Here is a 24,836-nt window from a genome sequence, read left to right as displayed (position 1 = left end):
AAAACTAGGTGGTGTTGTGATGTATTTAAATCAAAAACCAGGGTGGATTGAAGTTGTCTGTGGACCCATGTTCGCAGGAAAAACAGAAGAACTCCTCAGGCGTGTCAGACGCTTAGAATATGCTAAGAAGAATATTGTTGTATTTAAGCCGTCAATAGATGACCGTTATGCCGATAATGAGGTAGTTTCGCATAATAATAGTCGTACAAAATCAGTTAATATTTCCTATGCAAGACAGATATTTGAGCACATAGATAAAGATACTGATGTTGTTGCGATTGATGAAATCCAGTTTTTAGATGAAGAAGTGGTTAAGATTGTTGATTTTTTAGCAAGCAAAAAAATCCGCGTTATTGTGAGTGGATTAGATAAAGATTTTCGTGGTGAACCATTTTCATTTATGCCAAAATTATTGGCTATTGCAGAATATGTAACAAAGTTAACAGCAATTTGTGTAAGTTGTGGCCGTCCTGCAACAAGAACTCAACGTTTAGTAAATGGAAAGCCAGCAAAATATAAAGATCCTATTGTTCTTATAGGAGCTGAAGAAAGTTACGAAGCAAGATGTCGAAAATGTCATAAGGTTTACCGTAAACCAAGACCTTATAAGAATGAAATAAAATCATGACAAAAGATGAGCAGTACATGCAAATAGCTATTGAAGAAGCTGAAAAAGCCAAAGCTCTAGATGAAGTACCTATAGGAGCTGTTATTGTCTGTGGTGATCAAATTATTGCTAGAGCTCATAATCTAAGGGAACGAGATAACAGAGCCATTGGTCACGCTGAAATTCTAGCAATAGAAAAGGCAAATCAGATATTGCAGAGTTGGAGACTTGACACGTGCGATTTGTATGTTACAATTGAACCGTGTCCAATGTGTGCAGGAGCAATAATACAATCGCGGATAAAGCGCGTAGTTTACGGCGCTAAGGACTATAAATCAGGTGTGCATGAAAGTGTTATGAATCTCTTTGAATATCCCTTTAACCATCAGGTTGAAGTTGTCTCTGGAGTATTAGAACATAAATGTACAAACATATTAAAAACGTTTTTTAAAGAGTTACGTAAAAGATGATAATGATATCTCTCATTAATCATCTCCATTCAATAGGTGGTGACGAATTAGGTCAGGTCGGGAACGAAGCAGCCTTAAGTTTTCTGTCTATGTGGGTGGGGGTGCTTAATGGGAGATGTTTTTTTTAAGCTTGACATAAATATTGCTATATAGTAATATTACTGTATAAGAATATATTTAGGTGTGATAAAAATGAACCAATTTGAGGTAATAAAGTTGTTGAGTGACGAGACCAGATTTCAGATGTTTATGAAATTGATGGATTACGAAGAATTATATGTCTCTGAGTTTCTTGATTTGCTTCACTTAAAACAGGCTAATGTTTCTAAACATTTGAAAAAACTACGGGATGCAGAAATTGTTGAAGGAGTACGTGAGAAGAATCTAGTAAAATACCATATTAAAGAGTCTTTTTTGGAAAACCACTTACTACTCATAAAATATCTTCTAACATAATACAAAAAGGGTGGAAATAATGAGAAAAAAATATATATTTTTAGACTTAGATGGTACCATTATAGATCACGACACTAATAGTATTCCTCAATTAACACGTGACTCTATACAATTAGCTCAAGAAAATGGACATGAAGTTATCATCGCTACAGGTAGACCTAAAGCGCTATTTTATGATGTTGAAAAGGAGTTAGGAATTCACTCCTATATTGCAAATAATGGGCGAATTGTTGTCTATCACGAAAATATGATTTTCAGTGATCCTATCCCAAAAGAAATCTTAGATAAATTAGTCCAGTTAGCAAAACAAGAAGAGATTGATATAGCTTATGAAGGCCATGAGATTTTTGCTTTAGAGTCACGCTACAATAATCTGAGCAAAAAGTTCAGTAGAAGGTTTCATCTTGATGATCCTGTTTATATACCAGGTTTTTATAAATCACATGCTGTATATCAGGTCATTATGTATTATGATAAAGATGACTATAAAAGGTTTGAAACATTAATTCCTGAACTGGGCTTTCATTATTCATGTGAGTATGGTCTTGACGTTAATATGAGATCTGGATTAAAAGAAATTGGTGTAAAAAAAGTCATTGAACATTTAGGGGTGTCTATAGAAGATACTATTGCAATTGGGGATGGGTATAATGACATCACTATGTTAGAAACTGTTAACTTAGGTATCGCGATGAAGGATGCGCCAAATGCTTTAAAAGAAGTTGCTGATTTTATTACAGATAGCGCCGGTAATGGTGGTATTTATCACGCCTTTAAACGCTATAATATTATATAAAATAGACGGAAATCTTTAAAGATTACCGTCTATTTTAGTATAAAGTTTGAACCAAGCTTTCACGCCGTTATTTACATTTCTAATACCATAATCTGCTTCATGAGCCGTCAATATTTCACTCACTAAGTATAGCCCAACACCACTGCCTTTTGTATGCTTTTGCATATTTTGGGTTTGTTTAATACGGTAAAATGGTATCCATATATTGTCTAATTCTTTTTCATTAATGTTGATGCCATAATTAGTTAGCTCATAATAGACATAGTTTTCATGTTCACTAATTTCAATGTAAATTCTTTCAGTAGGGGGTGTGTACTTAATCGCGTTCGTTAAGAAGTTTGAAATAACACGTTTAATAAGTTTCTCATCCGCAAAGACTATTACCTGATCTTGAATATTGATATCCAAGTCGAATTGGTCTTTTTTTATAGTGTGTTCAAATTCTTTTAAAAAGTCTAGTGTTACTTTAGAAATATCAAAGTGCGTCTTCTCAAGGACGGTTTCAGCGTTATCCAAACGATAGATCTGCAGCATATCTTGAATCATTAAAGAGGACTTACTTATCTCATCTAAGACATTTTCAAGCTCGCCGTCTATATCTTTTTTTGCGATAATATCATCTAAGATTCCTTGAATTATGACTTGCATAATCATTAAGGGTGTCTTTAACTCATGAGAGATTGATGATACTAAGCGTTTTTTTAGCAATACTTGTTTAGATTGCTCTTCATAAAGTTCAGTGAGTTCTTTATTTTTAGCATTAATAGCCGCAAGAGTCTCTTTTAAGTTCCGTGTGATTAAGTTAATACTTCGAGATAAAGAAGCATGTTCGCGGTTATTATATTCGTTTGCTTCTACGTTAAAGTTTAATTGGGCAATTTCTCGTGTAACAGCTTCGATTTTTTTAGTTGGTTTCGATATGATACTCGATAAACGAAAACTCCATAAAAATATAATCGCAATAGCTGTTGCGTAGACATAGTAATTGTAAGATGAAACAATTGAGATAATATCATTGGTATCAGCAATTGGTATAATTGTGACAACACGTACCCAATCTAACTCATGAACAAAGACTAATGCATCTTCAGGGCCATCATTAGAACGGTACCAATAAGCGACTTCCCCTTCTTTGTATTCATACGCATGATTATTGAGATTAATCGCATCGTTTCTAAGTTTATTTATCTCCGTTTCAACCAATAAGTTTTCTTGAAACAAATAATTTAAGTTATTTGGCTTCTGAATGCTTGTTATTGTGCCCGAAATTGTAATACATGTTTCGTTTGAACACGCAATATTTGATTCATAAATTGTCATGTCATTAGTTTCAATTAAAGCTGCTGAATATAAAGACTCATTATATTCATAGATAGTAGCATCAATGGTATCACCGATACTGTAATCATAATTGTTTTCAGGGACTAATAAGGTATATAATGCTTCATCTTGTACATTATCAATGGTAATTGTATAGTTTGTAAACGTTGATTTTAAAATACGATATTGTCCATCTACAATAACACTGTAGGCGTTATTTTCTTGGGTGAAATTGTACATAATATCATAGGGGTCAGTATCGGGAGAATTTAAAGCATCTATGTAGTTTATTAAATCCGTCTGTATGTTATCAAATTCACTGTCGATATAATAGTTTTTAAAAAATTGGTTATTTAAAATTGATTGTAATAAAAAGAATGATGCGAACAAGAGGATAATGGTAAGCGTTAGCTGTGTTGATATACTGAGTTTACGAAATACTTTGGGAAAAAACTGGATACTATTTTTAGTTTGTTGTTTCACTCTATCAAGAAATTTCATCAGGCACCTCAAAGCGGTATCCTACACCAAAAACAGTCTTTATATAAGATGACTTATTTCCCAATATTTTTCTGAGTTTCCGAATATAGGTATCAACAATACGATCCTCGACATAGACATCGATACCCCAGACTTCATCAAGCAATAAGTTTCTTGAACAGATTTTACCAACGTGTTTTAAAAAGTAGGATAACAGATCAAATTCTGTTTTAGATAGCACAATTTCTTTATTATCTATATAGACCTTGTGGGTATCTAAATCAATCTTGACACCACCAGACGCTAACGTTCCAGATGTTTGCTGAGAACTCGTATCATCATTCAATCTATCTAGTAGATTGTTCACTTTTGCGACAAGTATTTTAGGATTGAAAGGCTTTGTTATATAGTCATCGACTTTGAGAGAATATCCTTTTAAGATGTCTTCTTCTTCGGATAGCGCACTCATCATAATTATTGGAACGTTGCTGCTTTCTCTAATAGTCTTTGCGACATCCCAACCATTCACATTTGGCATCATAATATCCAAACAGACAATATCAACTTGGTTTTGGCTGAATAATTGAAGTCCTCTAAAGCCATCTAAAGCACTTAATACAGTATAGTTTTCATTCGCAAAATAATTTGAGACAATACGATTAATCGTTGGTTCATCTTCAATAATTAAAACCGTTTTATCTTCCATGTTTTCACATCCAATTTACATTCTTTTGTTTCATTATACCTTAGTTTCTTGTAGAATAAAAGAATCACATGGTGATATGCTTTACTATTTAAAAAAATAGTAATAAAATATAACGTACAGGTGATATTTATGTATGAAGTAATTGTCGTCGGTGGAGGACATGCGGGTAGTGAAGCATGTTTAGCTGCTGCAAGAAAAGGTCATCAGACCTTATTGGTCACAGGTAATCTAGACATGATTGCCTCAATGCCGTGTAATCCATCGGTTGGTGGACCAGCGAAAGGTATTGTAGTAAGAGAAATAGATGCGCTTGGAGGAGAGATGGCAAGAAATGCCGATAAAACTCAAATTCAAATGCGTCTTTTAAACATATCTAAGGGTCCAGCCGTCAGGGCATTACGAGCACAAAGTGATAAGGTCCGATATTCAAAAGAAATGAAAGAAACCATATTTACCCAAGAGAATTTAGATGTCATCGAAGCCTATGTTGAGAAATTATTGTTTGAAAATAATCAAGTAATAGGAGTCAAATTAGCCAATGGAGACACTTATTTAGGAAAAAAGATTATCATTACTACAGGGACATACATGCAATCTAAAATCATGGTTGGAGACGTCTTTAAAAAAGAAGGACCTGATAAACAAAAACCATCACTTGGACTTAGTCCACAGCTAAGAGAACTTGGATTTGAGACACAGCGGTTGAAAACAGGAACACCGCCACGTGTAAAACGTGAAACAGTCGATTTTAGTAAAACTGTTGAGCATCCAGGAGATCCTATTGAACGTACGTTCAGTTATGATAATATTTATTATTATGATGTAGATAAACAATATTCATGTTATTTAACATATACGAGTCCACAAACGCATAATGTGATTAACAATAATTTAACCTTGTCATCAATGTATAGTGGTGCAGTTGAAGGTGTTGGGCCTAGATACTGTCCATCGATTGAGGATAAATTGGTACGATTTAAAGATAAAGCCCGTCATCAGATTTTCTTAGAACCCGAAAGTGAATCATTAGAAGAAATTTATGTTCAAGGCTTTTCAACCTCTATGCCACATGATATTCAAGAAAAAATGGTAAAATCTATTCCTGGATTAGAAAAAGCGGAAATTGTTCGCTATGCATATGCCATTGAGTATGATGCGATTGATCCAAGAGATTTGTATCCATCACTAGCAAGTAAACAGTATAATAACCTGTATTTTGCTGGACAGGTAAATGGGACAAGTGGGTATGAAGAAGCAGCTTGTCAAGGCCTTATGGCTGGAATTAACGCATCGTTAGACTTAGAAGGTAAAGAGCCCCTTGTATTAAAACGTAACGAGGCATATATAGGTGTATTAATTGATGATTTAGTGACAAAAGGCGTCGTTGATCCTTATCGATTACTAACATCAAGAGCGGAATACCGCTTACTATTACGCCATGATAATGCAGATATTCGTTTACGTCAATATGGATATGATATAGGTCTTATCACAGATGAAAAATATAAAAAATTTGTCGAGAAGTTGGCCGATATAAAAAGAGTTAAAGAAATGCTTAGTGACTATTTTATTACACCGAATAAAGAAACAAACGATTATATCTTAGAGATTGGTTCTACTGAGTTAAGAAATAAGACAAATTTGTTGGGACTTCTAAAGCGTCCTGAAATCATGATAAACCATTTAAACCACTGGGTTGATCTCAGTGATTATTCTCAAGAGGTACTGGAACAAGTGGAGATTGATAGTAAGTATGAAGGTTATATTAAAAAAGCCGAAAAACAAGCTGAAAAAATGTTGAAAATGGAGACTGTTAAGATTCCATCAGATATCGATTATGATGCGATCCATAATTTAGCTTTAGAAGCCAAAGAGAAATTAAAAGATATCAAACCTCTTACGATTGGACAAGCATCTCGTATTAGTGGTGTAAATCCTGCGGATGTTTCTTTGTTGTTGGTACATATACAAACAAAAAAATAGCTTTTCAAAAGCTGTTTTTCTTATATTTTAAAATATTGATTAGTATGGTAAAATAGACCTAAGGTGATTTAAGCATGCAAGCATTTATACAAAAACTAGAAGCGATAGATATTCTGTTATCTAAAAAGCAAATCCAGCAATTTGAAGATTACTACCGATTGTTGGTTGAATGGAATCAAAAAGTAAATTTAACGGCCATCACATCCTATGATGAGGTACTTATGAAGCACTTCTATGATAGTATTATGATGGGCCAAATCATCACGCTGAACGATCAGAAGATATTAGATGTTGGCAGTGGTGCTGGATTTCCAAGCATTCCATTAAAGATAGTGTATCCGAATTTAGACGTTACGATTATTGATGCGTTAAATAAACGTATTACCTTTCTTAAAACGCTAACTAAAGAGTTAGGCTTAGAGGCAAGATTAATTCATGGACGAGCAGAATCATTTAAAGAGAAAGCAACCTATGACATTGTTACGGCTAGAGCCGTTGCGAACTTACAGATGCTGTCAGAGTTATGCATCCCTTTTGTCAAAAAAGATGGGGCATTTATTGTTTTAAAAGGTCCTAAGTTTGAAGATGAGTTAGCCCAAAGTCAAAAAGCATTTGATATCCTTGGCGTAACAGAAACGAAACGTTACTCATATCGTTTATTAGATGCAGAGCATATATTAATTCAATTTAAGAAAGTAAAAGAGACACCGGATAAGTATCCAAGAAGGTTTAAAAAGATTAAATCTAATCCACTATAAATGATAGGATTGTGATGATATGCAAAAAGATACCAAAAAGTATGAGTATAAGCAACTCGATCCATACAAGGCAACTTTAGAATTAGGACATCTAAAGTTAAAGACATTGTTAGTTAATCTATTAACAATGATTTTTGCGATTATTTTGGTTATTATTATGTATCACTTACGTGTTGATTCGAATTATTTCTTTACGTTTATAGGGTTTTTTGTTGTATTTTTCATTGTTAATTTAATCCTATACTCATACGATAATGATCGCTATAATAACTTGCGTATTGCCATGTATTTTAATACTATAGCACTCTTTTCAATTACAGCCGGGTTAGTGATTGTATTCCAAACACCAAGTGTGTTTACTACCCTTTTCTTAGCGTACGCTGTTATATTCATTTATCAAGATTATAAGGTTATGGTACTCAGTAATTTACTGGTATTTATATTTGGTTTTTTACTGGTAGTTAATTTTACCACTATCCTGGATATTCCTGGCAATGCAACCCCGCAAGTATTGTTAATTATTATCTTCTTGTTTGTGTTTGTTCTACTTTTAGCATTATCTTCTTATATCTTGATAAAACGTAAAATGTTTTTCTATAATCAATTAGCACATATTAAAGAATCGGAAATACGAAATATTGATATTTTAGAAGAATTACACGAAATTGTGGATCAAGATAAAATGGATGTTAAATCGTATTATGATGATGTTGAAGTCTTCACAGAAAAATTAGCTGAAAAACTTGAAATCGAAAATGTCTTTAAGCGCAAAATTGATGTGCTAAGACAATTAGATAAGAAGTCTTTGATGGAATTAAAAGATGATTTTCCAGAATATACCATCGAAGAAATTAAGCGGTTAAAATTACTAGAGTTAAGAGTCAGTCATAAAATGCGTAACCTAGCGATTAAAGCAAGTAAGACTAAAGATATAAACATTGATAAGAATGAGATATTTTCAGAATCGCAATTCAAATCATTTAACCATTCAGAAGATAGTATTTATGTTAAAATCATCTCATTTGTAGTGTTTTATGTCATGATCAAACAGGATAAACCCTATTTGAAGGAAATCCCAGAAGAAGTCATTCGTGATGTCATATTAAACTCCAAATATTTTTACAGTGTCAATCGAGACGTTCTCCAAGTATATTTAAAGAACAATGAGGTCTTTGACACAATTGTTAAGGATATTTTAAAGGGGGATAAAGATGAAAACATTACTTGATCGTATTCGACACAGTGAGTTCTTAACCTTTAATGAAGTGTTAAGATTAAAACTTATCTTAGTCACGTTTTTTATATCCATATTTGTAATATTAAGCTACATCTCAGCCCCATTTAGTAACGCCGATGATAATACTTTCTTGTTTGTCTCAATTGCATTTTCATTTTTGTTTTTATTAACCATCTTATTTATTGCTATTAATTCAAATCGTATCGCAATGCATCTTTCAATTATTACCATATTAGGGATTACATTTGCATTTGTAAATTCATCAAATTACTTCTATGGCTTTATCATGTTTTTTGTATCTTTAACAGTCATTATTTTTTATCATGATATTGTCACCTATCTATTGTATGGTGGATTAGTTACAGGCTATGGCGTTTTTTACATTATGACAAATGGTGAGTATATTGTTGGCACAAATAGTATCAGCACGTTGATTTCACAAGATACCTACTTAATTGTATTGATTGGATTCTACATTGTCTTTTTGATACAATTCATTGTCTCAGATAGTATTTATGAGAAGATGAATAATGAGTGGTTAACAATGAGCAAAATGTTGGATAAATATCAATCATTTAGTTCTCGATATTTAGACGACCTTATGGAAAAAAATAAAGAGAAGCCAGTGTATGAAAGTGGAAAATTCCAACAAACTGTAAACGAATTAAGTACTTTTATTAATGAGTTTTTTGAAGACGAAGGCGATAAAATAGCTGAAGTTGTAGAATATTACTTCTTTTTACACTCACAAGATATTGATGAAATCATTGCGAGTGATAAAGGCACTAAATTAGCAAAACGTTATGCTAAACAGTTTAAAAAGTACATGTTAAATGATGATACAGAAATGAGTGCATTACTGTATGATTTTGCAACATTATTTAAGGACACCCCAGAGTATTCTGAATCGCGGTATCAATATCATTTATCCGATTTATTTGATGATCGCATTAATAAATTAATCGCATTAGCATTTTTATACAAATACTTAAAAAATGAAATGACGCAATTTGATAAATATGGTTCAGCTAAGAGGGTCTTATCGCATGAAGAAATCACTGAGCTATTCATCTCAAAAGAGTTTAGAGAATTTTTATCCTTTGAACTTGTTAATTTCTACCTAGACAATCAAGAAATATTTAGAGAACACCTTTAATCAAGTTATCCACATTTTTTGTGGATAACTTGTCATCATTTGAACTATAAAAAAATGAACTTATGTGATAAAATAATAGATACTTCAGAAACTGTGAAGTATCTATTTTTAAGGTGGGTTTTAGATGGGAAAAATTTTATCAATTAGTAACCAAAAAGGCGGCGTTGGAAAAACCACAACCAGCGTTAATTTAGCAAGCTCGTTATCCTATTTAGGTAAACGAGTTCTTTTAGTAGATGTTGATCACCAAGCAAATGCAACCACTTACCTGGGTATTAACCGCGCTAATCTAGATTATACTGTCGCAGATATATTTTTGGAAAATGCAAATATTAATGACATCATACAAAAAGTTGATAGTGTTGAAGTAGATATTATTCCAGCACGTTATGAGTTAGGTAATATTAGTCAATTTCTGCTTTCACATGATAATAAGGACTACATCTTATCAAATGCATTAGAGTCAGTGAGAGACAATTATGACTATATCATTATAGATTGTCCCCCATCCTTAGGTGTGGTTACGATTAATGCTTTAGTTGCATCAGATAGTGTTTTAATTCCTGTGCAATGTGAATTTTTAGCACTAGATGGATTAACACAGTTATTGAATACCATTCGAGTAATACAAAAGAAACAGAAGTTTAATCAACGGTCACTCACTATTGAAGGGGTATTACTCACTATGTTAGATACACGGAGTAACATCGGGTATGAAGTTATTAATGAAGTGAGGACATATTTTAAAGAAAAAGTCTTTAAAACGATCATACCAAGAAATGTAAAATGCTCAGTTGCACCATCTCATGGATTGCCAGTTACCGAGTTTTCTCCCAACTCTAAAGGATCATTAAGCTATAAAAATCTCGCGAAAGAAATGGTTTCCATAAGTGAAAGATAAAAATAATTTAGGGAGAACGTTCAGTGATCTTATTGCGGAGAATGAGACATATGTGACTGGTAATGAAGAAATTGTCGATGTATCGATAGATGAAATCAAGGCAAATCCGGGGCAACCTAGAACGGTTTTTGATGAGCTTAAGTTGAAAGAGTTGGCAAATTCTATCAAGCAACATGGGATTTTACAACCGATCATTCTCAAACCAGCTGCACAAGGATATATTTTAGTCGCAGGTGAAAGACGAGTTCGAGCAGCTGAATTAGCTGGCTTAAAAGAAGTGCCAGCGATTGTTCGTGAATATAATGAAAAGTATTTACCTGAACTAGCAATGCTTGAGAATATTCAAAGAGAAGATTTATCACCAATTGAAGAAGCAATTGCATTCCAAAAAATAATTGAAAATACACATATTACCCATCAAGAACTTGGTGAAAAAATTGGTAAAAGTCGTGTATATGTTACTAATATTATCGGCTTATTAAATTTACCTACTGTAGTTATGGATGCTGTAAATACTGAAGAAATTAGCATGGGACATGCACGTGCATTAAGTAAGCTTAATAATTTGAACTTTTGTCTAGAATTATTTGCGCGTATTAAACAAGAACATTTAACTGTTAGAGATACAGAAAGTATTATTAGAAAATATAAAACCAATGATGAAGATATTATTTCTGAGGAGACACTCAATAAAGCGAAACGGTTTATAAGTTCACGATTTAATGATATAAAAGTATCAGTGAAGCACAATAAAATTACTATGAGATACAAAACAGAAAAGCAATTACAAAAAATAATAAATTCATTTAAGGATGAGTGATAATTATGTTAAGTATTGGTGATTCAATTGCCCAACTAGTGAGTGAGTATACACAACTCAATGAGACACTAGCTAAAATTACTGTGACTGGAATAATGATAGTCGTATGGATTATTATAGGTATGATAGCCTCAAAAATTCTATCCATCATTATTTCTAAATCATTAAAAGTTAAGAATAGTAATCCTGCAAGAGCAGAAACAGTAGCAAATTTGCTCTCGAGTGTGTTTAAATATGTTATTTGGTTTATTGTAATCATGGTAGTATTAGGTGAATTAAACGTTGATATTACACCGTTTATTGCGTCCGCAGGTGTTTTAGGTTTAGCAATAGGGTTTGGAGCTCAAGAAATCGTTCGTGACTTTATTAGTGGATTCTTTGTTATCGTTGACGGTGAGTTTAATGTTGGAGATGTTGTTGAATCAGATGGATTCAAAGGAACGGTTAAAACGATTGGACTCAGAACAACAACTTTACAGAATTGGAAGGGTGAAACAAAGATTATTAATAATGGTAATCTTGGTAATATCATCAACTATTCTACTAATAATAGCACCGCAGTTGTAGATTTTGGTGTAGCGTATGATACAGATTTGCCAAAACTTTATGAACTTATGCCGGGATTAATGGATCAAATAGAAAAAGATTATGATGATATTGTTGAAAAGCCCACATTCTTAGGTGTAACCGAATTAGCTGATTCGAGTATAAATATGAGAATTATTGCAAAGACCAATACAATGAAACACTTTCAAGTAGAAAGAGACATCAGACGAGATGTTGTTTTACACTGTAATGAAAATGATATTGAAATTCCATTCCCTCAGGTAGTTGTCCATAATGCAAAAGATTAATATTGGCGATATTATCACATTAAAAAAACCACATCCTTGTGGTTCCTATGATTGGAAGGTTATTCGCTCGGGAGCTGATATAAAGTTGCAATGTATGGAATGTGATCGCATTGTAATGCTTGAACGTCCCACTGTAATAAAAAGATTAAAGAAAATTAAGCAGACAAAGGAATGATTTATATGCAAGATATAATTGATAAAATTATAGCATTTCGAGATGCTAGGGGATGGGATGAAAATGATAAACCTGAAAATCTTGCGAAATCAATCATTATTGAAGCTGCAGAATTATTAGAAAATTATCAATGGGGAAAAGAACATGCAGATATGGAAAATGTGAAAGAAGAGATAGCCGATGTTGTAATATACTCTTTTGCCTTAGCGCATGATTTAGGCTTTGATATGGCTAAAATAATTGATGAAAAACTTGAAAAGAATGCTATCAAATATCCATTAAAAAAATAACTTGCATTTTTGTTTGATTTATTATAAAATATATCTTGCGTGTTTGGGCGGGTAGCGAAGTGGCTAAACGCGGCAGACTGTAACTCTGCTCCTAACGGTTCGGCGGTTCGAATCCGTCCCCGCCCACCACTATTGGGCTATGGCCAAGCGGTTAAGGCACCGGACTTTGACTCCGGGATCGATGGTTCGAGTCCATCTAGCCCAGCCATTTTTATTTTCAATCATTTAATATTCAAAATTTTCTCTAAAAAGTCTACTATTAGTGTTGACAATACTTCAATATCATAGTAGAATAAATAACGCGCTTGGATTTTCAGCGTAATCGGTGGGGGCCTGTAGCTCAGTTGGTTAGAGCGCACGCCTGATAAGCGTGAGGTCGATGGTTCAAATCCATTCAGGCCCACCATTTAAAATTGCATAATTGAAAAAATAATTATATGGGGCCTTAGCTCAGCTGGGAGAGCGCCTGCCTTGCACGCAGGAGGTCAGCGGTTCGATCCCGCTAGGCTCCACCATATAATATGGAGGATTAGCTCAGTTGGGAGAGCACTTGCCTTACAAGCAAGGGGTCACTGGTTCGAGCCCAGTATTCTCCACCATATTTGCCGGAATAGCTCAGCTGGTAGAGCAACTGACTTGTAATCAGTAGGTCTCGGGTTCGATCCCTGATTCCGGCACCATTAATTTTTTTAGACCCGCTAGCTCAGTCGGTAGAGCATCTGACTTTTAATCAGAGGGTCAGAGGTTCGAATCCTCTGCGGGTCACCATTTTATGCCTGGGTGGCGGAATTGGTAGACGCGTTGGACTTAAAATCCAATGGTAGTTATATACCGTGCCGGTTCGACTCCGGCCCTAGGTACCATTTCAGTTTTTTGTATCTACATCTATTTAAAAAGCTAAAACAGGGGCTTACTCTGTTAGGACTTATAGTTGTCTAGTTCTCTAGCAATTGTTAGAACTAATCTAGGCTCCACCACAAATCTTCTTATGGCGGTGTAGCTCAGATGGCTAGAGCGTTCGGTTCATACCCGAAAGGTCGGGGGTTCGATTCCCTCCGCCGCTACCAAGTTATGGACCCGTAGCTCAGTTGGTCAGAGCTCCCGGCTCATAACCGGTAGGTCGCAGGTTCGAATCCTGCCGGGTCCACCATATTTATTTTAAAAGTTTCATCAGGAGGAATACCCAAGTCCGGCTGAAGGGATCGGTCTTGAAAACCGACAGGGCGTTTCCGCGTCGCGGGGGTTCGAATCCCTCTTCCTCCGCCATTTACTGATTAGATGTTTTTATGCATTATCTTATATATTTTTTTAACACATACCGCGGGGTGGAGCAGTCTGGTAGCTCGTCGGGCTCATAACCCGGAGGTCGTTGGTTCAAATCCTTCCCCCGCAACCATTTTGGTCCGGTAGTGTAGTGGTTAACATGCCAGTCTGTCACACTGGAGATCGCGAGTTCAAATCTCGTCCGGACCGCCATGATGGCTCGATAGCTCAGTCGGTAGAGCAAGGGATTGAAAATCCCTGTGTCGGCAGTTCGATTCTGTCTCGAGCCACCACTTGAATAAAAATTAAAGTCACCCTAAGAGTGACTTTTTTTATTTGTACACCCCTAAGGAGATTATAGAACTTAAATTTAAATGACTTTTTCTAAGAATCATCTTTTGTAATATTTATTTTTTCTACTTACGAAAACGCTTATCAATTAACTATATAGGAAACACTCTACAATAAAAAAATTATAATTAAAAACTTATATTTATTTTTTTAATTTTTATATTTAAACAAAAAAATATCATGTATTTTAAGTGTTTCAGTAGTTAGGTTAAAAAAATAAATATCTTTATAAAATGGTTGTTTTTTTTCTTAGTTTTATCAATTGAAAAATCCCTTTATTATTTGCTATTCCTTGTGTATGATGGGTATATATAAATCAAGAAGAGAGGATACCAAATGAAGAACGATACATTGCTATATTTTTCTAATCCAAATGAGTTTATAGAATTTATTGATGCACTCAATATGTATAATGGATGGACAATAAGAAGTGGATCAATGAATAGTAGGGGACGAACGATTAGAAATCGAGAGTACGCAAAGTCTTTAAGAGATCTATTTAGTGCTAGAAATCTATTTAGAAAGAACGTTTCTATCGCTGAAATTGTGTCATGGTTAGATAATTTTGTTTATATGAGAAGAATATGTGAGCATCTTGAAAAAGAAGTAGGAACTAAATTTTATAAGCAAACAGAGATCTTTGTTGAATATAAAATCCGCATGTCAAAAATGATGAGAATTGACTATATTATTAAGTATGACAATAAAATCTGCTTACTAGAATTTAGAACTCTCGATAGTTTCAACAAAATTAGACCAACTTGGAATAAAAAGAAGACCGAACTATTAATTTATAAAGAGTTAATGCAAAACTATGTATTTGGATTAAACTTCCTAACTTATGCGTTTATCGGATTATATGAGTATAATCGAACAACACCCAATGAAAAACATATTATTCATAATGAGAAACAAGTTGAATATTTCAGTAAATACTTGAGACAGTTTATGTTTGGATTTTCAGAATAGATATATTAAAATCTATTATTTGTGTTATAATGGTTTTATAAATCATATATATGACAAAATGGAGGTGCAATAATAGTGTTTGATATTATCGAGAACTGGAGTTCAATGAATTTCTTTATCTACTTAGGGGTCTTGCTATTTATTGCCAAAATTATCAAGGAGAAAATTCCGTTTCTAAACAAGATTATCATTCCCTCTGCTTTAATCGCAGGGACTATTGGATTAATCTTATCTGACGGTTTCTTAAATATTGTTCCGTTAGGTGAAAATGGTGAACGTTTAGAAATAATTTACAATGTTGTTTATCACAGTCTAGCCATAGGGTTTATTGCTTTAACACTGAGACGGGATAAGTCAGAAGCAAATAAAAAAGTATGGTCGACAGGTATTATTATTGTTACTACTTATCTTTTACAAGCTGTAATCGGTGTGTTTATTGTTTTTGTTTTCTTTAGAGATATCTTTTTAGGTGCCGGATTACTCTTGCCGTTAGGATTTGGCCAAGGACCAGGGCTTGCTACATCGATTGGTAAAGGCTATGCCGAAGGTGTTGGAAACTTATTACAAGGTGGTGCTCTTGGTGCGACACTAGCTAGTATTGGATTTTTAGTTGGTGGTGTAATGGGTGTTATAATATTGAACTATCTTGCTCGTAAGCGTAATATGGGAGTTGATAAGTTTCATGATGAAAGAGCTACTATTAAAGAAAGTTTTGAGATAGAAACAATCAAAGAGTTGCGTGTGTTCGACACTTTAACAGTTCAATTGGTAATCATATTTGTCATTTATGCTTTTGTATATGCGACGCTTGCAGTCCTTGAAATATATCTGCCAATTGTGTTAGGAGATTTAGGTCAAACATTTGCCGGTGTCTTTCATGGCTTTAACTTCTTGATAGGAATCTTGTATGCCTTATTATTTAGAAACATATTAAAGCGATTTGAAGAACGCGGGAAAAATGTTAACTTCTTAACCAATAACTATATCTTATCAAATATTAGTTCAGTGGCATTTAACTTTATGATTACTGCCGCTGTACTAACTATTACCATTGAATCAATTCAAAACTACTGGTTATTAGTACTTGTCCTTGCAACTGTTGGAACAATAGCTACGGTATTTTATTTACGTTGGATTGCTCGAAAAGTTTACAATAATGAATATGAAGTACACTATTTCATCGGAATGTTTGGGATGTTAACAGGTACTGCTTCTACTGGTCTTGCGTTATTAAAAGGTATCGATAGTGATTTTAAATCACCAATAGCTGAAGAAATGGTTGTTGGTAGCGGAACTGCCATTTCATTAGCATTGCCATTATTTGCATTGTTAATGTTCCCAGGGTTGGCAATTACAACGGGGAATGTTTTATGGACGTATTTAGTATTTCTGATCCCAATTACATATGGATTAATATTGGTTTTCTGGGTGCTACATCTAAACAAAAAGACTTAAAAGGTTCAGAAATGAACCTTTTTTTGTATATCATCTTAAAAAGCAACTAACCAATGTTAAAATAGTTTTGTACGCTAAAAAGGAAGTGAAATAATGCAAATATTACTAACAAATGATGATGGAATTGATTCAGAAAAATTACAATATACTCGATCTGTACTAGAAGATTATGGTGAGGTGTATTTAGTCGCCCCACAACAACAACAAAGTGCGAAAAGTATGTCATTAACAATTGGTGAATTCCGTTATGTAAAAGTTGATGATTATACCTATGCAATAGAAGGAACGCCAGTTGACTGTGTGAATTTCGCAATTCATGGATTAAAGTTACAACCTGACTTAGTAGTCTCTGGTGTTAATGATGGGTATAATTTAGGAATTGATACAAGATATTCCGGGACAGTTGGTGCTTGCTTGCAAGCACAGTATTTCAATTACAATACCATTGCCTTAAGTGCTGATAAACGGGGTAATAAAATACTAAAAGAAGAATTAAAAAACACTTTAGAATATATATTTGACAATAATTTATTGTCACCAAACCATACCTTGAATATTAACTTTCCAAGGGAAAAGTTCGAGTCATCAAAAGGCATAATAGAGGGTCGTACTTACTATCGATCATTCCATTATGAAGGCGTTTTAAAAGATGATACTTTTTATCCCAATCGACAATATAAACCGTATAAAGAATACCCTGAAGATACTGATATTTCAGCGTATATGAAGGGATATATTTCCATCTGCCCAATCAAAGTATAGTGAGTAACTATGCTTTTTTATTTAGCTTTGTTATAATGTAACTAGGTGATAAACATGAAATATTTTGTGATAAGTGACATTCATGGTTTTTATGACGCTATGATAGCTTCTTTAAACAATGAAGGATATGAGGCTCATGAAAAGAATCATCATTTGTATGTTTTAGGTGACATGTTTGACCGTGGAGATCAATCTAAAGAAGTTTTAGAATATTTATATAATGCTCATAAAAAAGGAATGGCAGACATACTTCTAGGAAATCATGATGTATTTTTAATTGAATTCTTAGAAGGAGATTATCAGCGTGCATGGTTTAACATTAATCATAATGGTACTGATAAAACACTCTTTAGTTTATCTGGTTTAGTACCAAAGAAACATAATCTTGAAAAGATACAAGATGTAATACATAAACGATATCCATATTTACTTTCGTGGTTGAAGTCACTTCCATTGTATTTTGAGCTAGGGGAATACATCTTTGTTCATGGTGGCATTGATCCATCAAAAGGAGATTGGAAAGAGATGTCCCAAGATGATTACGTATGGACAAGAGAAATTACCTGTGACCCTATTCCTAATAGGACAGTCGTAGCTGGACATCATCGTGTTGCAACAATCAGGGAACCCGGGGCAAATTATAGGCAACTATTTAAAACAAACCCTAGCGCATTTGATATTTTATACCGTTCTGGCAAAATACTTATCGATCGCTTTGTAGAGATATCGAATGAATTGAATGTATTGGTCATTGAAGCTTAGCTTCAGTGACCTTTTTTAAACTTTAACACAATAAAGTGTTAGCGTTTTCATAAAAACATTAAATTTCTTTGAGGTTTACCTATAATTTTGATATAATGTTTTTGGATAAAATAAGAAAACGCTTACTTTATGAGGTGAAAATATGAGGAAATTATTAACTGGAAACGAGGCTATTGCTCGAGGAGCATATGAAGCAGGTGTTCATTTTGCCAGTGCTTACCCAGGAACACCATCTACAGAAATTTTAGAAAACGTTGGATTATATGATGAAATTATAGCTGAATGGGCGCCAAATGAGAAAGTTGCGCTAGAAACAGTTATCGGGGCTAGTATTGCCGGTGGAAGAGCTCTTGCGGCGATGAAACATGTCGGTGTTAATGTTGCGGCTGATCCGTTATTTACATTCGCTTACACAGGTGTAAACGGAGGTGCAGTACTGATTAGTGCTGATGAACCCGGTATGCATTCAAGTCAAAATGAACAAGATAATCGAAATTATGCTAAATTTGCAAAAATCCCTATGCTTGAGCCATCATCATCACAAGAAGCTAAAGATATGGTTAAAATTGCGTTTGAACTTAGTGAACGATTTGACACGATTGTGATGATTCGGTTAACAACTCGTGTATGTCACTCAAAAAGCATGGTGACACTTGAAGATAGACTAACTGTCCAACCTAAAAAATATGAGAAGAACTTTAATAAATATGTTGCTGTTCCTGCCATTGGAAGACAATTACGGCACAAAGTAGAAGACCGTTTGAATAAATTAAAAATCTTCACTGATGAGACCAACTTAAATATGGTTGTAGATAATAACCAATCAAAGGGTGTTATTGTTTCTGGTATGGCTTATCAGTTTGCTCAAGAAGCATTGGGAGATACTGTTAATTATTTAAAACTTGGATTCACTCACCCATTACCTAAGGAAAAAATTGATGATTTTTGTCAACAACATGAGACAGTTTATGTCATTGAAGAGAATGATCCTTATATTGAATCGTTTGCTAAAGAATTAGGGCACAAAGTCATTGGTAGAGATGTTTTCCCTTATACAGGAGAACTTACCCCAGATGTCATAAGACGCGCAATTCTAAGTCAAAATATAGAGAGTCTAACAGTCAACGAAGATAAAGTTGTCAATCGTCCTCCAACATTCTGTAGTGGATGCCCTCATAGAGGATTTTTCTATGAACTTGGAAAAAAACGTAAGAAGATCATTGTAGCTGGAGATATTGGTTGCTATAGTTTAGCTGTAGGGCAGCCTTATGACATGATGGATTGGTTAATATGTATGGGTGCTGCTTATTCTACAGGGCATGGTGCACAAACTATCACGGACTTAAAAAAAGATGATGATAGACGATTGGTTTCGGTTATGGGAGATAGTACGTTTTTCCATACAGGAATTAACTCATTGTTAAACACTGTTTATAACGGTGGAAAGACAATAAATATCATTCTTGATAATCGTATTACCGGGATGACTGGACAACAAGATAATCCTGGAAGTGGATACAAGTTACAAGGTGATTCAGCTCAAATTGGTGACATTAAGGCAATCTGTAAAGCACTTGGGATAAAGCATGTTAAAAAGATTAATCCAAATGATTTAGATGAAGTAAAAGCCACAATCAATTGGGCCTTAGAACTAGATGAAATGTCAGTCATTATCACGAATTGGCCTTGTGTGCTAAAAAAACGGTATAAAGAGGAAGATTTTGAGACATATAAAGATATGTGGCAGACCCAAGATACTGTCTTGCAAGACACATGTACTGGATGCAAAGCCTGCTTAAGAAGTGGTTGTCCATCTCTAGTCTTTGACAAGGAGAAAGGCAAGATGTCGATAGATAAAACGACATGTGTTGGCTGTGATGTATGTTTGCAAATATGTCCATTTGATGCGATTGTAAAAGTAGGTGAGACCGCATGACACAATCAATTAAACTTGTTGGAGTAGGCGGACAAGGAACCATCCTAGCAGCAAAAGTAATATGTGATGCGTTAATCAACGCTGGATATGATGTTAAAATGAGTGAAATTCATGGTATGAGCCAAAGGGGTGGCAGTGTCTCTTCAGAGATTCGATTTGGTGACAATGTATTTTCCCCTGTTATAGAGAAAGGAAAAGCAGATGTGCTAATCGCATTTGAATTGATGGAAGCTGAACGCGCTATTGATTATTTATCTGGCGACGGGCTCTTAATTGTGAATAATCATAAAATTAATTCAATGGTAACATTGAATGGGAAAGTACCATATCCTAGTGGTATCGTTGAAGATTTAAAAAGCAAAGTTCACACAATTGTTATAAATGCTTCTGAACAAGCTAAAGCATTAGGCAATGCCAAAGTAATGAATATTATGATGTTAGGGGCATTGGTTAATGCTTATCAGTTAAATAATCTTGATATAGAAGCGGCTATTGAGCATACAGTTAAAGAAAAATATATAGGTTTAAACAAAAAAGCATTCAATAAAGGTAAAGAACTATAATCTTTTCCCTCCTATTAAAAAAGTAGAGTGACATCTACTTTTTTTATGTGTTATAATGATTATAAGCAGTAAAGAGGAGCCGTATATGAAAAGAGAATTATTAGATCAACTCATTATACAATATAATCATCTTATTGATTACACGATATTTATTGAAGAACCATCCTTCTTAGATGTTTTTAAGGCTGCCTTATCCGAGTATGACGAAACCATTAAACCCAATCGATTTGTTGGCGCCGTATTTATTATTCTATGTGAACTACACGACTTAAAAGACGATACATATATCGATGATGGTTTGAGAAAAATCAGAACTGTTTCTTATAAAAAAGAGTTGTATAACATTGTTGAGTCTATCATCCAGCCTGTTTTAAGTAACCTAGTTCATGATGTTGAAGACCAAGAGTCATTTTTGTTAGAAGAAGTATGGCAAATATTCACCGAACATGAAATTAGTACGTTAGACCCTATACCTGATAAAAATGCGTTCTCACAATTTTACTTACTCCAAGATGAAAAGCCGATTGATCATGATTTTATTGATTTAATCGAAGATATGATTTTTGATTTATACGATGCTAAGGTCGATGGTTATGAAAAAATTACCTATAATTTATTGAAAATATGTCCATTTGCTCATTCAGGGATGTCACTTTTCTTAAATGTTGTCAGAATACAAGATTATAAGCAATTATTGAATGTCATTATTCGTGCCTTTGAAAAAGTCCATGAAGATGACCTAATAAATCCCCCGCATCGTTTTTATTATCACGAAAACTACCGAGATTATATATTAGCGCTTGAGAGTCTTGCTTTGTTACATAAATGGGAAGGTAACTATGAAGAAGCCAAATTCTTATATCAAAAGGCTTTACAGTATGATGATTTGGATGTTTTAAAGATTAGAGAATCAGTTTTATTACCCCTTTTAGCAACGGGTGATTTTGAAGAATTTTTATCGATATCAGAGCAACTTGATGACGGGATTTTCAAAGCCTATGTTGAATTATTTAACGGATTAATCAATGCTTACGAACCACTAGAATATACCATTTATGAGACGGCTTATAATGCTAGCCCAGTAATTATGGAAATGTTATGTACAAAGCAAGATCTTTATGAAGATGCATCAGAAATAGAACGTAAGTATTTAGACGATTTCTATGGAGTATGGAAAATGCAAGAGGATATTTTAGAATATCTCAAAGAACTGTACTTTAAAAGAACAATATCTTAAGGATGTGGTAGAGTGAAACAGAAAGCAAATGGTTTTTTTAAACAGTCTCTCGTATTTGTCTTTTCAATTTATAATGTGATATTTTTTACCCTTTTATTAGCTATCTTTATAGCTGTATACTTTTTTATTGATTTTAATAGTCAGCCCTCAAATGTTACGTGGATTTATTCTTCAAGTATGCAAACTTTGGCAGCTTTAATTGCTTTGTTACCAGTTTCTTATGCCTACTTTATAAATAATTTAGAGGAAGAAAAATCAGAAGAGTATGATAGTTATGTTCTTGATCAACTAAAAAAAGAGGTCTATTATGAGATGATATTTGTTATTATATTTTGTCTTGTTATTATCATCTTCAATTTATTAAACTTCTTTTTAGAATATAGTTTAGTCTATGCATATATCATCAGTTTTTTTACCATTCATGCGATTGCTTTATTAGCGCTTTATGTTTATAGGCTATTTGATCCAGGACGTGTTAAGGATATTTTGAAATCATTTGATACAGCAACTGTCGACCCTAACCAAAAACAAATTTCTCTTGATGAGTTTATTACTGAATATTTAGAGTTAGAGCGAGTTGTCAAAGATTATATCTCAAATGAATACGATTCTGAATTAGGTGATCGTTTACCACTTTATGATATTGTCGATAACTACGCGAAAGATTTTGATGTAATTGATGATGATTTTGATGATTTTAAAGAAATTATTTTTCATCGTAATAATGTAATTCATAACTATAATGATACAGTTATTGACTTTACTAAGTATGAAAAGATAAAAGACTTACAAACGAAATATCGAAGACTAAATATGGCATTTATCAATAAAAATATCTTCTCAAGCGTTGCAATTGTTAGAAACGCTATAGAATTAGCCATAAAAGAATACTTAGAAGAAGTCGATATTGAAAATCAAGAAGTTATGAATTTAAAAGAAGAACTCATGACAAGCTTGCAAACCCATTTTGTAAATAGGTATTATAAAACACAAATACTTGAAGATGCAAAAGAATCGGATTTTGAAGTGATTCAAAACAACTTTTCTAACAGAAAATTATTAGGTATTGAGTTTAAAGCTTCGACAGTAAATAATGCTATGACGACCGCAGAAGCCTTGATTGAAAGGCTTAGTCCAATTTATTTATATGTTGTTATGATCCACTTTAATACTAAGACAAAGGAATTTGCTATATATTATAATACACGTGATAATCAAATTAAATACAAAGCGATAGCCTAAAAATAAAGAGCAATGAATGTTAACATTCGTTGCTCTTTTGTGATTTATATTTTATCATTGTTCCAATCATTAATGAAGGTTTGTAACTCTTTGAAATTAGGGCTTTTAGCCTTTCTTACATAAAAACCACTTGTTGCAACACCAGTAATTAGGCTTTCTTCTGGAGACATTTCTAATAATTGACCTAACATGAAACCAGCATTAAAGTTATCTCCAGCACCAGTAGTTAGTTTTGGTTTTTCAGTGTAAGGCCCATCAACTTCATAATATGTATTGTTAACAACACAACATGCCATTTCTACAGGATGAATAACCAATGTATCTAATTGTAGCGCATTATATAACGCATGAGCAATATCTTCTAAAGGGATTCTCATATTATCACAAGCTTTTTCATTAAATAGACGATATATTTTTGCGATGTCATAAGCTTCTTTTTTGTTGAGACCAAGGACAACTTTAAATTTACTTTTAAACGATTTAAGTAATGTTAGAGCTTGAATGATGGTCTTGTTTTCTCGTTTTTCGGGGTCTGCCAAATCGATAAACAAGAACCGTTTTTTGTTATTCATTTGCGGTAGTATTTCATCAATTAAAGAAGTCCATAACTCAGTCATGTTAGGCAACATTGACCAATTTACCGTTGCGAACAAATCACTCTTATTTAAAAGTGTAATAAGTTTTTCTTTTGGTAAAATATTCAATAAATTCTCATAAGTTACATCATTTAAACTCGACATCTTACCGAGCATTAATTTACCATCATCGAATTCAAGCGCATCTGTATGCCCATTATTGGCAAAAGACAACAAGGATACATTATTCGATAAAGATCTAAAAACATCATCAATTGAGGGAAAACCTAGTGCACCTAAATACGTGATATTACTTCCATGCTCACTTAATGCCTTGCACATTATTGGTCCATTTCCACCAATTTTTTTAATTTTAGGCACTAATTCAATATTTGTTGATAAGTTAGCTGCACGATCAATTCTTGTGGCAAGTTCTTTAATTGTGTCGATACGTACATAGTCTTTACTATTTTGTCTTTTATCCACAACATCAATAATTTCATCGATAAATCCATCAAAACCAATAACCATATTTAATGATTTAGGGTCCTTCTTTTTTAACTTTGAAAGGACACTTTTCTTTTGATTCATTATCATCACCTCTCTCTAAATAACATTATACTATAACGTAGGTGAATAATAAAATTATTATTTAAGGGTAACAAATTCTCATTTAAAATACGGATTGAGGGCATAATTGAATATTATATAG

Annotated in this window: 23 protein-coding genes, 14 tRNA genes and 1 other RNA gene; 35 read left to right on the top strand and 3 right to left on the bottom strand. The window is 33.5% G+C overall.

Going from position 1 to position 24,836, the window contains the following annotated elements; all coding sequences use genetic code 11:
• Positions 1-19: 19 nt before the first annotated feature.
• From UMR38_07775 to UMR38_07755, 5 genes are all read left to right on the top strand, one after another.
• Positions 20-628: a thymidine kinase gene (locus tag UMR38_07775; protein MEC9485745.1), complete on the top strand. Its 609-nt coding sequence runs from the start codon at positions 20-22 to the stop codon at positions 626-628.
• On the top strand, positions 625-1,077 hold the full coding sequence (gene tadA / locus UMR38_07770; GenBank protein ID MEC9485744.1) for a tRNA adenosine(34) deaminase TadA: 453 nt from the start codon (positions 625-627) through the stop codon (positions 1,075-1,077). The genes UMR38_07775 and tadA overlap by 4 nt, the downstream gene beginning before the upstream one ends.
• A gap of 16 nt (positions 1,078-1,093) precedes the next feature.
• An RNA gene (ffs, locus tag UMR38_07765) (signal recognition particle sRNA small type) lies at positions 1,094-1,188 on the top strand.
• Positions 1,189-1,269: 81 nt separating this feature from the next.
• A complete protein-coding gene (locus tag UMR38_07760) occupies positions 1,270-1,533 on the top strand; it encodes a metalloregulator ArsR/SmtB family transcription factor (GenBank protein MEC9485743.1) in 264 nt (87 codons plus the stop codon).
• A 19-nt stretch (positions 1,534-1,552) separates the two neighbouring features.
• Complete coding sequence (locus UMR38_07755; GenBank protein ID MEC9485742.1) at positions 1,553-2,329, top strand: Cof-type HAD-IIB family hydrolase; 777 nt, start codon at positions 1,553-1,555, stop codon at positions 2,327-2,329.
• A gap of 15 nt (positions 2,330-2,344) precedes the next feature.
• Here UMR38_07755 and UMR38_07750 read toward each other — a convergent pair whose 3' ends face one another.
• Both UMR38_07750 and UMR38_07745 read right to left on the bottom strand, forming a co-directional pair.
• On the bottom strand, positions 2,345-4,150 hold the full coding sequence (locus UMR38_07750; protein ID MEC9485741.1) for a HAMP domain-containing sensor histidine kinase: 1,806 nt from the start codon (positions 4,148-4,150) through the stop codon (positions 2,345-2,347).
• A complete protein-coding gene (locus UMR38_07745; protein ID MEC9485740.1) occupies positions 4,137-4,835 on the bottom strand; it encodes a response regulator transcription factor in 699 nt (232 codons plus the stop codon). The genes UMR38_07750 and UMR38_07745 overlap by 14 nt, the downstream gene beginning before the upstream one ends.
• 129 nt (positions 4,836-4,964) lie before the next feature.
• Here UMR38_07745 and mnmG point away from each other — a divergent pair, with 129 nt between their 5' ends.
• The 30 genes from mnmG to UMR38_07595 all read left to right on the top strand — a co-directional run bounded on the left by mnmG (position 4,965) and on the right by UMR38_07595 (position 23,549).
• On the top strand, positions 4,965-6,818 hold the full coding sequence (gene mnmG / locus UMR38_07740) for a tRNA uridine-5-carboxymethylaminomethyl(34) synthesis enzyme MnmG (GenBank protein ID MEC9485739.1): 1,854 nt from the start codon (positions 4,965-4,967) through the stop codon (positions 6,816-6,818).
• Positions 6,819-6,892: 74 nt separating this feature from the next.
• Complete coding sequence (gene rsmG / locus UMR38_07735) at positions 6,893-7,576, top strand: 16S rRNA (guanine(527)-N(7))-methyltransferase RsmG (protein MEC9485738.1); 684 nt, start codon at positions 6,893-6,895, stop codon at positions 7,574-7,576.
• Between the two features lie 19 nt (positions 7,577-7,595).
• Positions 7,596-8,804, top strand: a complete 1,209-nt coding sequence (locus UMR38_07730; GenBank protein MEC9485737.1) for a hypothetical protein — start codon at positions 7,596-7,598, stop codon at positions 8,802-8,804.
• Positions 8,788-9,969 (top strand): hypothetical protein, encoded by a 1,182-nt coding sequence (locus UMR38_07725; GenBank protein ID MEC9485736.1) that lies wholly within the window; start codon positions 8,788-8,790, stop codon positions 9,967-9,969. The genes UMR38_07730 and UMR38_07725 overlap by 17 nt, the downstream gene beginning before the upstream one ends.
• A gap of 124 nt (positions 9,970-10,093) precedes the next feature.
• Positions 10,094-10,870 (top strand): ParA family protein, encoded by a 777-nt coding sequence (locus UMR38_07720; protein ID MEC9485735.1) that lies wholly within the window; start codon positions 10,094-10,096, stop codon positions 10,868-10,870.
• On the top strand, positions 10,860-11,690 hold the full coding sequence (locus tag UMR38_07715) for a ParB/RepB/Spo0J family partition protein (GenBank protein MEC9485734.1): 831 nt from the start codon (positions 10,860-10,862) through the stop codon (positions 11,688-11,690). Before UMR38_07720 ends, UMR38_07715 begins: the two co-directional genes overlap by 11 nt.
• Before the next feature lie 5 nt (positions 11,691-11,695).
• Positions 11,696-12,544 (top strand): mechanosensitive ion channel family protein, encoded by an 849-nt coding sequence (locus UMR38_07710; protein ID MEC9485733.1) that lies wholly within the window; start codon positions 11,696-11,698, stop codon positions 12,542-12,544.
• 180 nt (positions 12,545-12,724) lie between these two features.
• A complete protein-coding gene (locus UMR38_07705) occupies positions 12,725-13,009 on the top strand; it encodes a nucleotide pyrophosphohydrolase (GenBank protein ID MEC9485732.1) in 285 nt (94 codons plus the stop codon).
• Positions 13,010-13,054: 45 nt separating this feature from the next.
• Positions 13,055-13,138: transfer RNA gene (locus UMR38_07700), tRNA-Tyr, on the top strand.
• 4 nt (positions 13,139-13,142) lie between these two features.
• A tRNA-Gln gene (locus UMR38_07695) sits at positions 13,143-13,217 on the top strand.
• A 121-nt stretch (positions 13,218-13,338) separates the two neighbouring features.
• Positions 13,339-13,415, top strand: a tRNA-Ile gene (locus tag UMR38_07690).
• Between the two features lie 33 nt (positions 13,416-13,448).
• Positions 13,449-13,524 (top strand) — tRNA-Ala (locus tag UMR38_07685).
• 8 nt (positions 13,525-13,532) lie between these two features.
• A tRNA-Val gene (locus UMR38_07680) sits at positions 13,533-13,608 on the top strand.
• A gap of 5 nt (positions 13,609-13,613) precedes the next feature.
• Positions 13,614-13,689, top strand: a tRNA-Thr gene (locus UMR38_07675).
• 12 nt (positions 13,690-13,701) lie between these two features.
• Positions 13,702-13,777 (top strand) — tRNA-Lys (locus tag UMR38_07670).
• Positions 13,778-13,783: 6 nt separating this feature from the next.
• Positions 13,784-13,872 (top strand) — tRNA-Leu (locus UMR38_07665).
• 127 nt (positions 13,873-13,999) lie between these two features.
• Positions 14,000-14,076, top strand: a tRNA-Met gene (locus tag UMR38_07660).
• Positions 14,077-14,082: 6 nt separating this feature from the next.
• Positions 14,083-14,159: transfer RNA gene (locus UMR38_07655), tRNA-Ile, on the top strand.
• Positions 14,160-14,182: 23 nt separating this feature from the next.
• A tRNA-Ser gene (locus tag UMR38_07650) sits at positions 14,183-14,275 on the top strand.
• A 53-nt stretch (positions 14,276-14,328) separates the two neighbouring features.
• A tRNA-Met gene (locus UMR38_07645) sits at positions 14,329-14,405 on the top strand.
• 4 nt (positions 14,406-14,409) lie between these two features.
• Positions 14,410-14,485 (top strand) — tRNA-Asp (locus UMR38_07640).
• A gap of 4 nt (positions 14,486-14,489) precedes the next feature.
• Positions 14,490-14,565: transfer RNA gene (locus UMR38_07635), tRNA-Phe, on the top strand.
• A 394-nt stretch (positions 14,566-14,959) separates the two neighbouring features.
• Positions 14,960-15,592: a hypothetical protein gene (locus tag UMR38_07630; protein MEC9485731.1), complete on the top strand. Its 633-nt coding sequence runs from the start codon at positions 14,960-14,962 to the stop codon at positions 15,590-15,592.
• 75 nt (positions 15,593-15,667) lie between these two features.
• Entirely contained in the window at positions 15,668-17,047 is a 1,380-nt protein-coding gene (locus UMR38_07625; GenBank protein MEC9485730.1) for a hypothetical protein, read from the top strand.
• Between the two features lie 93 nt (positions 17,048-17,140).
• The gene (locus tag UMR38_07620) at positions 17,141-17,809 is read left to right on the top strand and encodes a 5'/3'-nucleotidase SurE (GenBank protein MEC9485729.1); all 669 of its coding nucleotides are present in this window, start codon (positions 17,141-17,143) and stop codon (positions 17,807-17,809) included.
• Positions 17,810-17,863: 54 nt separating this feature from the next.
• Positions 17,864-18,571 carry a fructose-bisphosphatase class III gene (locus UMR38_07615; GenBank protein MEC9485728.1) on the top strand — a complete coding sequence of 236 codons (708 nt, stop codon included), beginning with the start codon at positions 17,864-17,866 and terminating at the stop codon, positions 18,569-18,571.
• 142 nt (positions 18,572-18,713) lie between these two features.
• Positions 18,714-20,507, top strand: a complete 1,794-nt coding sequence (gene iorA / locus UMR38_07610) for an indolepyruvate ferredoxin oxidoreductase subunit alpha (protein ID MEC9485727.1) — start codon at positions 18,714-18,716, stop codon at positions 20,505-20,507.
• The gene (locus UMR38_07605; GenBank protein ID MEC9485726.1) at positions 20,504-21,070 is read left to right on the top strand and encodes an indolepyruvate oxidoreductase subunit beta; all 567 of its coding nucleotides are present in this window, start codon (positions 20,504-20,506) and stop codon (positions 21,068-21,070) included. The genes iorA and UMR38_07605 overlap by 4 nt, the downstream gene beginning before the upstream one ends.
• An 85-nt stretch (positions 21,071-21,155) precedes the next feature.
• Positions 21,156-22,307, top strand: a complete 1,152-nt coding sequence (locus tag UMR38_07600; protein MEC9485725.1) for a hypothetical protein — start codon at positions 21,156-21,158, stop codon at positions 22,305-22,307.
• 177 nt (positions 22,308-22,484) lie between these two features.
• Positions 22,485-23,549, top strand: coding sequence for a hypothetical protein (locus UMR38_07595; protein ID MEC9485724.1), 1,065 nt, complete (start codon positions 22,485-22,487; stop codon positions 23,547-23,549).
• Between the two features lie 44 nt (positions 23,550-23,593).
• Here the strand turns inward: UMR38_07595 and UMR38_07590 are convergent, their stop codons facing one another.
• Complete coding sequence (locus UMR38_07590) at positions 23,594-24,715, bottom strand: PfkB family carbohydrate kinase (GenBank protein ID MEC9485723.1); 1,122 nt, start codon at positions 24,713-24,715, stop codon at positions 23,594-23,596.
• Between the last annotated feature and the right edge of the window lie 121 nt (positions 24,716-24,836).

It is taken from the genome of Candidatus Izemoplasma sp. (genome assembly GCA_036172455.1).
Lineage (GTDB): Bacteria > Bacillota_I > Bacilli_A > Izemoplasmatales > Izemoplasmataceae > JAIPGF01.
Note: the sequence above shows the minus strand (reverse complement) of the source record. Positions and strands in the feature narration are given on the sequence as shown.